The sequence below is a fragment of the Bartonella sp. MR63HLJHH genome (assembly GCF_042194155.1).
Taxonomy (GTDB): Bacteria; Pseudomonadota; Alphaproteobacteria; order Rhizobiales; family Rhizobiaceae; genus Bartonella; species Bartonella grahamii.
Genome location: NZ_JBHIMN010000011.1, coordinates 17704 through 32843, shown reverse-complemented (window position 1 = coordinate 32843; position 15140 = coordinate 17704). Strand labels below are relative to the sequence as shown.

Below are 15140 nucleotides of genomic sequence, written 5' to 3'. Positions count from 1 at the left end.
TATCTTACTCTTTGTTATAAAAACAGCGAAAAACTTCCCTCTTAAGAATGGTGAAAAATGAGATTACATTTCTTTTTTTACACTCTTATTTGTTTACACCTTTTACAAAAGGTATCTATAATCTAAAGAAATTCAATAATTTAATGATTAAAAATAATTTATAATGTGAAAAGCTGAATATAATAGGCAAAGTTAATACAAGGCAAATAAGAATGCTAACCAAAGTTTTTATTGATGGTGAACATGGTACAACCGGACTACAAATACAAAAACGCTTAGAAAGGCGTACAGATTTAAAACTACTCTCTCTTGCTCATAAAGATCGCCATAATGTTCATCTGCGACAAGACTATCTTAATCAAGCCGATATTGCTGTTTTGTGTCTTCCAGATGATGCTGCACGCGAAACAGTTCATTGGCTTAAAAAAAATAAAAACATTAGGATTATTGATAGCTCGACAGCCCACCGTGTTGCACCAGACTGGGTTTACGGTTTTCCTGAAATGACAGCAGGACAAAGAAAGCGCATCCAAGCAGCACATTATGTAACCAATCCCGGATGCTATCCTACCGGTGCCATTAGTTTGATTCGCCCACTCCGTGAAGCAGGACTGCTAGACGCCTATTACCCCATCTCGATTAATGCAATCTCCGGCTATACTGGTGGTGGAAAACAGTTGATTTTACAAATGGAAAATCAATCTCAACAAAATATTCAGGACAATTATTTTATATATGGTCTTAATCTTGAACACAAACATGTGCCAGAAATTAAAATTTATGGACAAATCAACCAAACCCCAATTTTTATACCAAGTGTTGGTCGTTTTCCCCAAGGAATGATTGTGAATCTTCCTCTGCATCGCCATTTATTCACAAAATCAGCAAACTGTTCTGATTTGCGCGAAATTCTCGCAAACCATTACGATGGACAAAATACCATTTTAGTTGCATCACAAGAAGAAACTGCTTCACTTCAAAGACTTAATCCAGAGTGTTTAGCCAATAAAGATAATATGAAACTGTTCGTATTTGGAAATGATCGTGAAGGTATTTTTAATCTCAGCGCCATATTCGATAATTTAGGAAAAGGCGCATCAGCTGCGGCTATCCAGAACCTCGACTTAATGCTTTCAAGCGACTAAAACTCCCTAAATACAAACTTTTACTCAACAACGCGATATGCCCCTTTCGTTGCTCGCCAGTGCGCAACCGCAAAACACAACACTGCTAGTGCCATACTTTGGTGAATGAGCCCTAAACTTATTGGAACCTCATGTAACAGTGTTAAGATACCCAAGAGTGCTTGGATAATAATCATAACACAGATAAGAAATGCACGACGAGAATGGGTTGAATGTGGAATGTTTTTTTGTACATAGAAAGCATGAATAACTGAGACAATAAATAAAAAATAAGCAAAAAACCGATGAATAAATTGAACCATTAAGGAATTTTCGAATAAATTGAGCCAAACAGGACGAAGCTGCAACAATCCATCAGGAATAATCTGCCCATCCATAAGAGGCCATGTATTATAGACTTTTCCAGCATGAAGCCCTGCAACCAAAGCTCCAAAATAAATCTCTATCAAGACGAGAACAACAAGCCAAGCTGCAAAATATTGCACCTTTTGATTTGCTGGCTTTTCTGAGTATTCTGCAAGTCCTCGAGATAAATAAGTAACAAAAACAATAACAAAACATGCCGTTATAAGATGAAATGCCAAACGATATTGGCTCACACTTGTTAAATTGCTTTGCCCAATCCCTGAAGCAACCATCCACCAACCAATAAAGCCTTGAAAGGCGATAAGAATAGGCACGATAATAAGCGGGAGTAAGATATTTTTTTCAACACGCTTAGTCGCCCAAAACCAAATGAGCCCCAATAAAGCAACAAGACCAACAAGACGCCCAAGAACACGATGCGCCCATTCCCACCAAAAAATGACCTTAAAAGCACTTAAGGTCATATCAGGATTAAGCAGCTTATATTGCGCTATCTGTTGATATTTTAAAAATTCCTCTTGCCATTGATCCACACCAATCGGTGGAATAACGCCGTGTATTGGCTTCCATTCCGTTATAGATAATCCTGATCCCGTCAAACGAGTAGCACCACCTACTAAGACAATTGCTAAACAAAGCAATAAAATAGAGTAAAGCCACACCTGTATTTGTTTTCTATTTTTCTTTTGCACGGGCGTTAAAATGCTATTGTTTAATCTCTTTACTGCCATCTCTGATTGCCCCACGCTTCTCTCCAACTACAATGCATTTTAAAATTTAAACATCAAATCTTTGTGTATTTTAGTATGTACTATAACTTTAGCAAAAAACAAGCGTACTACTATAACATGTGATACATATTTCTTTTTTACGAAGTTTATGATGCAACAACGCGATAAACAGTCTTTGGAAAGCTGCTTACCATCCGCATCATCCATTCTTGTTCATTAAGAACAGTATTACAAATATAATAGTCTGTTAGCTCTGCAAATTGCTCAAATCCATATTTTGGTTCGCTTGCCATCTCAAGGATGATAAAGTCATATTCTTTTTTAAATTCTTGTAATATATGAGAAATGTCATTTGAAAAATCTTGTGCAGAAATAGCACTTGTTAACCCCTGAGGAAGAATATCAACCCCCGTATCATAATCACGGTAAATAACATCATGCAACTGGGCATTGCCCGTTAAAATATCACTCAGTCCGCGATGTGGACCAATGACCTTCTCTATTTGTTGACCAGAAATATCGACCAACAAAATTGTTTTGTTCTCTTTTGTGAGATGAAGTGAAAGCTTTGCCGCTGTCCGTGCAGCCTCTGGTCCAATGATTGAAATAATGGTCGAAGCACGCCATTTCAAAACATCAGATAATCCCTCTATCGTAATAAAAGCTTCAAGATTTTTCATTTCTTGAGAGACTAAAATACTCTCGTTCTTCTTAAGAGCATTTTCTTTTGATCTCAAATCCTCTTCTGAAGGTTGATCTTTTTTGCTTTTAAAGCACGGATAAAATAACAATATTCCTAGTAAAAGAGTAAGGAAGCTAGCCAATGCACTCACAAAAATATTTTTTCCATAAAGAGCCATAAAAGAAATTGGTGCTAACGTTGTTGGCATAACCACGTGGATATTTGTGTTTTGTAAAAGAAGAGGATCATCACTCAATCTCCGATATGAACCAATAATTTTTTCTCTTCGTTGAGCAGAGTTACTCATCGCTTTATTTTGTGCATCGACTGCTGCTTTTATTTTATTTTCAAACTCGTTAAATATTTCATTCAAAGATTGGGATTGATCTTTTACAAAAAAGTTCATTCTTTTTTTGAGCTGTTTTTCTAATTCCGTTGCAATAACCTCATCTGAATGAACTTGATAAACAATTTGTAAAATTTTATTTTTTAATTGATGAGAAACTGTCTCTAATTCTGCAGTCATTGCTTTAATTTGAGGATGTGTCCACCCCAATTGCGCCGCCATATGTGCTCTTTGCGTTTCCAAAAGATCGCGTTTAGATTCCAGAGCAACAATTGCTGAATTACCTGCAATAAATGATAAAGACAATAAAGACTGTCCCTTTTCACGCATCATGTTAATCATTGAATTCAAACTTGTTAAATGAATACGCTTTAAAGTTGCTTCCGTTAATTGCATAGAAAGATCATGAAGCTCTGTTTGTTTTACACCATGCTGAATAAAAGACTCAACAGATATACGAAATCCCTGCACGATATTAACGATTGCAGTATTATCATATTGTTTGTCTTCTAATTTATCATTTAACAAGAATTGTTTCTGTTTTATGATTGCTTGTGAAAATGCGGAAAACCAAGTTTCCAACCCACGTTGAGCTGCTTCAAGTGTCTCAGCTTCAAAAGTAAGATCGATAAAATCACCATTACGCGATAAACGGATATTTTCATGATTTTTTTTCTTATTAAAAGCACTTAAAGAAAATTGCGAATCATTGAAGAACATAGGCTGTGCAAACAAAAAGGCGATAACATTGTCTTGCTTTTTGATTGGTAACGGTTTTCCTACAGAATCAGATAATGAAAATATTAAAGTTGCTTGGTAACCACGGGGCTGGAAAAAATAATACAACCAAATCAAAGATATACATAGCATTTGTAATAGCAAAACAATTAAAATGCTTCGCCATACGGTACGTACGAATAGTCTTTTATTACACTTAAGACTCATCTTTATTTTAACCAGCAAAATACTTCTTCATATTGTTTTATTAAGAGAAAGTAGTAACTATCCTCTTAACTTGCTGTCATATTATTTTCAGATAATAAAAACATAAAATTTAAGCACAAATGTTCAGCAATAGCTTTAAAGAACTTAATTCATATTTTTTTTGATGTTCTCTAATTGTTTTTTTGCTTCAGAAGTAATAACGGCTCTAATGGTAACAGACCCATCATCATGTCCTTCTTGCATTATTTCCGCAGAGTTTTCATAAAACCAATCGATAAGCGACATTTCATGAGGTTGTAAAAGATATTCAATGCTTTGCACCTCTCCAAAAATTCGCTTTTCAATGGCTCTTAATAATTGATCGAGTCCATCCCCCTTAAGTGCTGATACCATGAGAGCAGGATTTAATCGTGTTTTTGCGCTTGTTTGTAAAACATTCAATACCTGCTCATCCAACATATCAATCTTATTCCAAACTTCTATGATATGCTCCATATCATCAACATCGATATCAAGACTTGAAAGCACTTCTAAAACATCTTGAGCATGGGCACGATGATCCAAATCTGACATATCTCTTACATGAAGAATGAGATCCGCTTCAACCACTTCTTCAAGGGTTGCTCTAAAAGCTGCAATCAAATTTGTTGGCAAGTTAGAAATAAACCCTACAGTATCAGACAAAAGAATAGTTTTTCCATGGGGAAGAACAACTTTGCGCAAAGTCGGATCAAGCGTAGCAAATAACATATTCTTTGCTAAAACATCTGCACCGCTTAAACGGTTAAAGAGAGTTGATTTTCCTGTATTCGTATATCCTACCAGTGCCACAACAGGATAAGATGTTTTTTTCCTTTTTGCTCTATGAAGTGCACGTGTTTTAATAACCGTTTCCAATTCGCGGCGAATACGAATAATTTTCTCTTGTAAAAGACGCCTATCTGCTTCAATTTGCGTTTCACCAGGTCCACCTAAGAAGCCACGCCCCCCCCGTTGCCTTTCCAAGTGCGTCCAACTACGCACAAGTCGCCCTTTTTGATAGGACAAATGCGCTAACTCTACTTGCAAAACTCCTTCTTTTGTTCGTGCACGATCCCCAAAAATTTCAAGAATCAAAGCCGTTCTATCGATAACTTTGCAATTCCATAATTTTTCTAAATTACGCTGCTGTACTGGTGTTAAAAAGTGATCTACAATCGCAAGCTCAATAGAATATTCATCTATGTAACAGGTTAACGCATCTACTTTACCTTTTCCAAAGAGAGTTGCAGAGCGAGGCGTTGCAATATTAATCGTTTCATAATTAACAACTTCTAACCTTATAGCACGCGCTAAGCCTAATGATTCTTTAACACGAGAAGATATAGAACACTCTCTCAAAGAGCTTTCACTTCTATTTTCTTGAAAAATCGGTATCAAAACAAGTGCGCGCACCTGTCCTGTATTCTGCGAAAATATCCCTCCTAATCTCTCATTTTCATTTATCATAGCAATCTAAGTACTTTTGAAATGGGATAAGAGGTCTATCTTAAAATGATATGTTTACTCAGGACTTTCACCCTCAAACATCTGTACAGGCTGTCCAGGCATAATCGTAGAAATAGCATGCTTATAAACCAATTGCGCGTGTCCATCTCGGCGTAAAAGAACACAAAAATTATCAAATGAAGTTACAATACCTGTGAGTTTAACGCCATTGACAAGAAAAATTGTAAGGGAAATTTTTTGCTTACGCACCGTATTTAAAAACACATCTTGCAGGTGTTGTGATCGCTCTGCCATTATTCTTACACCTTCATCTCGATTGCATAAAATATTCGTGCATGCATATCGACTGAAAAATATCCAATTGTCAACGTAGAAGCTTCAAAATTTAGCAACAAACAACTGAAATTAGAGAAAAAACGGCTCTTTAAGGCAATAATAAAGCGCAACTTACGAAAAGCTATATTAAATTAAAAATTTTTCCACGTTTACTTTTTTATGAGCTTACAATTCAAAGGCATACTTTTATACATCCTAAGCTATTACAGACTATATGTGATGATGAAGCTGCTTCATTTAGAATCAATAAAAGTAAACGGACAACAATATTTATTAACGATCATCGGTATTAATAGAGAGGTATTCGCCACCCTACTGTATATATAACCGCCATTAAATTATCCTTATTTCAAAGACTAGCGGCTTATAAAGTTTTTTATAAACACAAGTTGTAAACAGTATTTTTGTTTTTGTTAGATTCAAATAATAAATTGTTTTTACTATATTTTATAACATTTTTAAACAGGGTATAAGAAACCGCGTTAACTTTATCTTGATAAGTTTTTAAAATTTTTTCCTAAGCATATTCCTTTCTAAATAATTAACAGCTAGTATGTAGAAATTATGTGGAAGAGGACGTATCCCTTTTCCGTCTGTAAGAGTACGAGGCGAGTATGGCACGCAGAACCAAATTGCAAACATTTGAAGTTGAAGTTGAAGAAGCCCTCACAAAAGCTATGAACTTTGATTTCAATGACACAGAATTTGAAACAATATCATCCAATAATTCTGAAAATATTGTTAATGTCGATGATCTGATTCAAAAAATTGCAATGGCAGAAGAAGAATTCTTTGCTGAAAACGGTACGTCAACTTTTGTTTCTAATATTCATGATGAAGCTGTTGTTGATAAATCCGTTGTTGAACAGCTTTTCGCTCCAAAACCTTCACCTGATATTTCAGGTGGAACTGTTCATAATACATTGTTGTCTACAAAACTTCTTCCTGCAAATGATGATATAACAACCCCTGTAAATTTTGGACTATTAAAGCAGCGTTCTTCCTCTCGAGTCTACTGGTATACAACAGCGCTTAGTGCTTTATGGGCAACGGGAGGAGCTTTTATTGCGCATAAGCTCGCACCTACCGGACTCAGCTCCTTATCCAATATCAGCACTTTTGTTACATCCCCAACAGGACTCGCTGTAGCAGCCGGAACAGCAATTCCTATCCTTATATCTTGGGGCGTTGCTCAATTAACAAAACGTTCAAACGACTTGCATAACATTGCTCTTCTTATGACAAATGCTGCACAACGCCTTAGTGAACCACAACATTTATCTGAAAAACAAGCTATTGCTATAGGGCAAACCATTCGTGAAGAAGTAGCGGCAATGAACGAAGGTATTGAACGTACCCTCGGACGTGCTGTTGAACTTGAAGCAATCATACAAGGTGAAGTTCACAACCTAGAACAAGCCTATGCTGAGAATGAATCACGTATTCACACATTAATCAAAGAATTGAGCAATGAACGCATCGCCATTTTGAATCACGCAGATCGCGTACAATCAACAATTAAAGGAACCCAAGAACAACTGAGTGATGAATTTGGTTTAGTTACCTCTAAAATTGTAACCAATGTTGAAAAGCTTGCACAAACTCTCTCTCAAACTTTACAAAAACAAGGTGAAGACCTTGTTGAAAAACTTTCCTATGCCGGTGATGGCGTAACAAATCAGCTTGTTGAAAAATTTAACGAAACAACAACACAAATTCAGCAGAAAAACACAGATTTTTTTCATGAATTAGGAAAAAACTTCGATGGTTTTGCAAAACGATTTGATCATAATGAAAAGCAAATAGAAAAAACCTTTAATGAAACAGCTGAAAAAGCGGAAGTACATGTTGCTAAAATTGCAACACATATACAGGCAGTAACAGATCAAACTTTGCACGCTGTCGATGAAAAGTTTAAAGCCTTGGATAAAGCTCTTATTGATCGTAATAATCAATCTCTACAGAATTTTGATGAGAAGATCTTAAAGCTCGACGACCAAGCACATAAACTCTCTTCTAAATTTGATAACGTAACCTCGCAAGCAATTGGAGCCTTTGAACAACGTTTAGCAACTGTTGATCTTTCTCTTAAAGAACATAGTGATTCGATCATTGATTCCTTTATAGAACGCAGTCAAGCTTTAGAAGATAATGCTGAAAAACTTGGTAACTTCTTGGAATCTCATGTCTTGAAAATAAATGAAAACCTCCAGGAAAAAACAGCAGACATTACCCATGCATTTACAAATGGACGTGAAGCTATTCTTTCTGCAATTGATAAAAGTAAAGAAAGTCTGAGAGAAGAAATTCAGTATGTCGACAATGCTATTGTTGATATCATACAAGAACGTTCACAAGATTTTAAAGTACAACTTTCTGATCAACGAGCTCTTATGGCAGACATGCTCGATAACGAGAAGAATAAAATTGCGGATACATTAAGAAATAAAATTGATGTCTTGTCCCAAAATACTTCTCATATTGAAAAAGTTTTGGCTGACAATATTCAAGTCGTTGATAAACAGGCTGAAAATCATATCACAAACATCATTCAATGCACTGAAAAACTACAAGATGTCATTGTACAAAGCTGCAATACAACCCAAGATGCTTTAGAAGCACAAGCGAGAAATATTGATATCCGTGCCGATGCTCTGCGTGACTCTTTAGCGATTAATAGTTTTTCTCTCAATGAAGTTCTTGCCGATCAAGCACGCACACTTGAGCAACGCATGGAAACAATCCATAACCTCATTGCAAAAAGTGATATACGTGTCGATGTTGCATTGAAACAACAAATAGATTTAGTTGAGAGTGCACTTGTTGCCAATAATAAGAACATTACTGAAACGGTTCAAGATCATATCAAAAACCTTGAAAGCCATGCCAAAATTTTAAAGAATACTCTCTCTCAATCGAGTGGTGTTTTCTTTGAAACCCTTGAAACACGTATGGAATCATTCGATACAGATCTAGAAGATCGTGCACACAAGATTTTTGAACGGACAACAACGCTAGAGGAAACATTATCTGAAAAATTTAGCCAAATCTGTGAAGCCATTGATATGCAAACATCTGTTATTGAGGAACGTTCTGACACGTTAAAAACGTCTCTCATGCTTAATAATGAGCAAAGTCAGATAATTCAACAAGCGCTGGAAAGCAGTGTTGACAATATGCGTGTAACCTTAGAAGACTCTGTTAATACAGTTACAGATAATCTGCATAACAAGATTATAAAAGCTTCTGATATTCTTTCTTCTACGAGTGAACAAATTCTTTCATCTGTTACAAATGTTACTGCACAAGCAGAAAATATTCTCTCAGAATCAGGCAATCGCATTGTATCAAATGTCAAAAAAACTGTTTATGATACCAGTGAAAAAGTTCTGTCCGTTCTGTCTGAACAAACAGCGCATACTGTCGAAGCTTTCGCAACAGCCAGTCATAATGCACAAGCATTATTGAATGAAACCATTCACACATCAACAACAGCAATAGAGCAAGTTCTTAATGAACGCTGTGATGTTCTTCATCACTCTATGCAAAATTTTAAAAATGATTTAGGGTATCAGCTCTCTGATGTAACGAGCCGTCTGGAAAATGCAGAAAATCAAACAGCAACACAAATTTCAAAACATGTTGGAAAAATAACAGAGCTGACAAATCACTTAAATCAAGCAGCGCAAAATACGACAGAATCAATAGATTCTTTAACACAGCATATCGGTGAACAACTCTCTCTCTCCACACAAGAAGCTGAACAAAGAATTTATGCACATAATGAATTTTTAGTGAATAGCTTAACCAAAGCTAACTCTGAAACAATTCAAACAATAACGGTTATGAAGGAAGAACTTGTTAATAATGTCTCATCCGTCTTAACACAGTTGAATCAATCAATTTACAATTTTCACGAAAATAGTAATGTTTTATTATCAGCTGTTCAAAATATTGATGGTCAGTTTAATGAGAGTGCGAATAATTTTTTCCGCAACACGGACCAAGTAGCAGAGCGTTTGTCAGCCTCAAATCAAGCGCTCAATAATAATGTTGAAATTCTGCAAGGACTTTCAAAGAATACCTTTGAACAAATTAATCATATAACGAGCAGTTTTGGTGAACATGCAAAAACACTTTCCCAAACTATTCATGTTCTTGAACAGTCTGAAAATTCACTTAGTGCAACACTTGAAGAAAAACATAATATGCTTTCTGTATTAAGCGATGCTCTTGTTTCAAAGTCTCATGAAATTAATCAATTGATTGGACATTATGAAAAAATCTTCAACTCAGCACTTGAACGCTCTGATAAGAATGCACGTAACTCCACAAATTCATTCCAACAATCACTTAATAGGCTTGTTAGTGAAGCATCGACGCGTTTTTCAGAAGCAGCAGAAGACATACGTCGCTCCGCTGATGAAGTTCGTTTAGAGCTTTCAAAGATTAATAATGATATCAATGAAAATGTTAAAAAACTTCCAGAAAAGACAAAAGAAACAACGCAAACAATTCGCACAGCTTTGAATGAACAGATTACAGCGTTACAAGATCTAGTCAGTGTTATACAAAATGATCAAAAGAGCGCAAAAAAACAGCTGATATCAGAATTTCCTGCATCATCAATGTTTAATCAAAGAAATGACAATTCCACTGAGTCCGTTAAAAAGATCGTACCACCTAAGCCTATTTTGCAACAAGATCAAAGCAAAAAAAGACCAAATAAATGGGTGTCAAATCTCTTAGAAAGAGCTTCACGTGAAGAAACGTTTTATGATGCTCCCCCTAGTGATGATGTTTTAACATCAGTGCAAACAAAACCATCTCCTGCAAACAGCTCTCTTAATTCATTAGCTTCTGGTATAGTGAAAGCTATTAATCACAATGCCATTGTTGAGCTATGGGATCATTATCAACGTGGACAAAAAAACATCGTAACAGAACGCCTTTATACCTTAAATGGACAAAAAATATTTGAAATGATTAAGAGAAAATATATGAGCGATTTTGAGTTTAAACGTTCAGTGAATCAATATGTTACAGATTTCGAAAAGCTCTTACGTGATATATCGCGTAGTTCTGGTTCTTCCAGCTCAGTTCGCAAATACCTGATATCAGATACCGGAAAAGTTTATACTATGCTTGCTCATGCAAGTGGTCGAATCCAATAAAAAATAAGAAAAGTGGAAAAAGATATTTTTTCCACTTTTTTCCTCTCCAGTTGTTTTAATGGCTTATCGTAGAGTACTTTGCTTTCAACTACGGCTTTGTACTTCAAAGGCTGGAATAATTGGCATGCGGTTTTCTTTGATATCCTAAGCAATAACCCTAAAGAAGCGTAATGACTTATCAAACAACATATCACTTTAAGAATGATAAGCATATTTTCTATTTTCTTATCTTTTTCTTAACTCCTTTATTTTTCATAGTTTCATAAAGGTACAAAATAGGTAATAATTATTTTTGCTAATTGTGAAAAAATCCCATGCTCTTATATTAAAATAGCTCATAGAAACATTTCTATTTATTTTTCAAACGTTTTTTATCCACACATTACTCTCGTTTGAATTATGTAATTGAATATTTTTTATTATATTAGGTGAATTTTAAATAAAAGAATCTTATTGTATTCAAATTTCTCATTCAACATACGAAATGATGCATTATAAATTATAAAGAAAAGCGTTATGCTAAACATATGATTTTCATGTATCAAATCCGCAATTACAGCCATTTCAGCCACATCTTTGTTTATTAAAACACATAATTGTCAGTATATAAAAGATACAGCTTTCACTATTAAGAATCCAATTGAACAATGAACAACACAACTTCCATTCTCAACGTTCCAGTTTCCTTTAAAATAGCTGAATAAACAATTTATAAATTACAAATTGTTATTTAAAATTTCTTCTACCTCCGTATAAAACTTTAAATAAAATATATATTTTATAAAAAATGGATGAAATTGATAGGAACCGTTCTTCTGTTCTTTCCTTATTTTGTAAACATTGCAAAAAAATAATGGCTTGATAATGTAATCGTTAGAAAATATTTTATTTTTTTGTAAAATAATCAACTTTTACGAGTTTTATTAAGGAAAGAAAAACAAATGTGCTGCTATCAATGAAATTATTCATGCACACAAACAAAAAGAATCATCAAACTGGTTTTACGATCCAGAAGAATTTGCTCATGCTCATGCATTTTGATATTCAGAGAAATGAGGATCTATTAGTGGACAAAACCTTATCGTAGATGGAACATCTCATATACACATACGCTAACTTGGATATCATAAAAATGTCTAGAGAACGAAATAGTGATTTCAGTTCACCAAAAGCTGAACTTGACAGTGCCGCACTTTTTTATCACCAACACCCAAAACCTGGAAAATTGGAAATACAAGCAACAAAACCTCTTGATAATCAACGTGATTTAGCTCTTGCTTATTCTCCAGGCGTTGCAGCACCATGTCTTGCGATTCATGAAGATCCCAATCTTGCTGCTCAATATACCTCCCGTGCTAATTTAGTCGCTGTTATATCCAATGGAACTGCTGTTCTTGGTTTAGGAAACATTGGTCCACTCGCTTCAAAGCCAGTTATGGAAGGCAAAGCCGTTTTATTTAAAAAATTTGCGAATATTGATGTTTTTGATATTGAAATTGATGCATTCGATATAGAACAAATGGTACAAACGATATCAACCTTAGAACCTACATTCGGTGGTATTAATCTTGAAGACATTAAGGCTCCTGAATGTTTTGATATCGAAGAAAAGCTTCGTGCTAAAATGAATATTCCAGTTTTTCATGATGACCAACATGGAACTGCCATTATTGTTTCTGCAGCTGTATTAAATGCCTTAACTCTTTCAGGAAAAAAAATTGAAAATGCAAAAATAGTTACCTCAGGTGCAGGTGCTGCTGCCCTAGCTTGTCTTAATCTTTTGGTTCGTCTTGGGGCGAAAGTTGAAAATATTTGGCTTAGTGACTTAGAGGGGGTTGTTTATGAAGGTCGCAAGACCCTTATGGATCGTTGGAAAATCAATTACGCACAAAAAACGGACGCACGAACTTTATCTGATATTATTGATGATGCGGATATTTTTCTAGGCCTATCTGCGGGTAGTGTTTTAAAGCCTGAATATCTTAAAAGAATGGCTCAAAATCCACTCATTTTAGCGCTGGCTAATCCAGTACCAGAAATTATGCCTGAAGAAGCACGCTCTATACGACCAGATGCAATGATCTGTACAGGACGCTCTGATTATCCCAATCAAGTTAATAATGTCCTTTGTTTTCCCTATATCTTCCGTGGTGCATTAGACGTAGGTGCTTGTGCAATTAATGAAGAAATGAAAATGGCCGCTGTTCATGCGATTGCTGCCCTTGCACGTGAAGAAACTTCAGATGTTGTAGCACGTGCATACTCAAAAGAACCACCCAATTTTGGACCAGACTATCTGATCCCCTCTCCTTTTGATCCGCGTTTAATACTGCGTATTGCTCCCGCTGTTGCTAAAGCAGCAATGGCAACTGGTGTCGCCATTCGTCCCATTGAAGATATGGAAGCCTACTATGATATCCTCAATCGATTTGTCTTTCTTTCTGGTTTAACAATGAAACCTGTTTTTGCTGCAGCAAAAACAGCAAAACGTAAACGCGTCATCTATGCTAATGGTGAAGATGAACGCGTCCTTCGTGCAGCACAAGTTGTCATTGAAGAACAAACCGCAACGCCTCTCCTTATCGGCCGTCCACATGTCGTAGAAGCGAGATTAAAACGCTTTGGTTTAAGAATTCGTCCTGGTATAGATTTTGAATTAACCAACCCTGAAGATGATCCACGTTTTCGTGATTATGTTAATTTATTTTTTCATTATACAGGAAGGCGTGGTGTTACGCCTGAAATGGCAAAAACAGTAGTAAGAACATCAACAACGGCTATTGCTGCCCTTGCCGTCATGCGTGAAGAAGCAGATGCAATGATTTGCGGCTTAGAAGGACGTTTTGAACGTCAACTTGAATTAATTGAACAAATTATCGGTCTTGATCCTAATGTTCATCGTTTTTCTGCTATGAGTTTGCTTATCTCTCAACAACGTACTCTTTTCCTCACAGATACTTACGTCAACGAAAATCCTTCTGCAGAAGAAATCGCTGAAATGACTGTATTGGCAGCTCAAGAAGTTGAAGCATTTGGAATAACACCAAAAGCAGCCTTATTATCACACTCAAACTTTGGTTCTAAAAACACAGAAAGTGCGCGTAAAATGCGACGTGCAACAGAAATTCTTGCCAAATTACACCCTGATTTAGAAGCAGACGGTGAAATGCATGGTGATTCTGCCCTTTCCAAAGTTTTTCGTGATCGTGTTTTTCCTGATTCTCGTCTTAAAAGTGAAGCTAATTTGCTTGTCTTTCCAACACTTGATGCAGCCAATATCACGCTCAACACTGTTAAAAGCCTCACAAATGCACTCCATGTTGGTCCTATTCTAATCGGGGCAGCACGTCCCGCCCATATCTTAACGCCCTCAGTAACTTCACGGGGAGTTGTTAATATAACAGCCCTTGCTGTCCTTGCAGCCAATAGAAAAAATAGTCTCGTAAAATAAATGCGCAATAAAATTTCAAAGTTTTTTAAATATTGAGATATAGCGTTTCATGTACTGTAAACCTCTTTTCTCTATAGAGAAAGATAGCTATATTCTGGATTAAGTCTTTTTTTTTAAGAGAAAAAAGGCTAGAAGAACGATATTAAATGTATTTTGAATTTACTAACTCTATAATAAGGAATCCGTACATTGCCTTCCACGTTTGATAAAGTTGCTGATATCATAGCAGAAATCAGTGAAATTGATCGCAATACAATTACACCTGAAAGTCATACAATTGACGATCTAGGAATCGACAGTCTTGATTTTCTTGATATTGTTTTCGCTATTGATAAAGCTTTCGGAATAAAAGTCCCTCTAGAACAATGGACACAAGAAGTCAACGAAGGTACTGTTGCAACAGAAGAATACTTTGTTCTTAAAAACCTTTGTGCAAAAATTGATGATCTCGTTGCCTTAAAACAGGCGGAGTAGTT

At 35.7% G+C, this 15140-nt stretch carries 8 protein-coding genes; 4 read left to right on the top strand and 4 right to left on the bottom strand.

Features of this window, described 5'->3' with window-relative positions; genetic code table 11:
* The first annotated feature begins 212 nt into the window (after nt 1-212).
* Complete coding sequence (gene argC, locus ACFIKQ_RS07715) at nt 213-1145, top strand: N-acetyl-gamma-glutamyl-phosphate reductase (RefSeq protein WP_375644956.1); 933 nt, start codon at nt 213-215, stop codon at nt 1143-1145.
* 20 nt (nt 1146-1165) lie between these two features.
* Here argC and ACFIKQ_RS07710 read toward each other — a convergent pair whose 3' ends face one another.
* The 4 genes from ACFIKQ_RS07710 to hfq all read right to left on the bottom strand — a co-directional run bounded on the left by ACFIKQ_RS07710 (nt 1166) and on the right by hfq (nt 5997).
* Complete coding sequence (locus ACFIKQ_RS07710; RefSeq protein WP_375644955.1) at nt 1166-2242, bottom strand: COX15/CtaA family protein; 1077 nt, start codon at nt 2240-2242, stop codon at nt 1166-1168.
* Nucleotides 2243-2388: 146 nt separating this feature from the next.
* Nucleotides 2389-4215 carry a hypothetical protein gene (locus ACFIKQ_RS07705; RefSeq protein WP_375656216.1) on the bottom strand — a complete coding sequence of 609 codons (1827 nt, stop codon included), beginning with the start codon at nt 4213-4215 and terminating at the stop codon, nt 2389-2391.
* Between the two features lie 144 nt (nt 4216-4359).
* On the bottom strand, nt 4360-5703 hold the full coding sequence (hflX, locus tag ACFIKQ_RS07700; RefSeq protein WP_375656215.1) for a GTPase HflX: 1344 nt from the start codon (nt 5701-5703) through the stop codon (nt 4360-4362).
* 54 nt (nt 5704-5757) lie between these two features.
* Complete coding sequence (hfq, locus tag ACFIKQ_RS07695; protein ID WP_005773461.1) at nt 5758-5997, bottom strand: RNA chaperone Hfq; 240 nt, start codon at nt 5995-5997, stop codon at nt 5758-5760.
* Between the two features lie 656 nt (nt 5998-6653).
* On the opposite strand from hfq, the gene ACFIKQ_RS07690 reads away from it, so the two are divergent.
* The 3 genes from ACFIKQ_RS07690 (at nt 6654) to ACFIKQ_RS07680 (ending at nt 15138) form a co-directional block, all read left to right on the top strand.
* On the top strand, nt 6654-11213 hold the full coding sequence (locus ACFIKQ_RS07690) for a hypothetical protein (protein WP_375656214.1): 4560 nt from the start codon (nt 6654-6656) through the stop codon (nt 11211-11213).
* Nucleotides 11214-12345: 1132 nt separating this feature from the next.
* Nucleotides 12346-14664 (top strand): NADP-dependent malic enzyme, encoded by a 2319-nt coding sequence (locus ACFIKQ_RS07685; RefSeq protein ID WP_375656213.1) that lies wholly within the window; start codon nt 12346-12348, stop codon nt 14662-14664.
* 189 nt (nt 14665-14853) lie between these two features.
* Nucleotides 14854-15138 (top strand): acyl carrier protein, encoded by a 285-nt coding sequence (locus ACFIKQ_RS07680; protein WP_005773457.1) that lies wholly within the window; start codon nt 14854-14856, stop codon nt 15136-15138.
* Nucleotides 15139-15140: the final 2 nt, after the last annotated feature.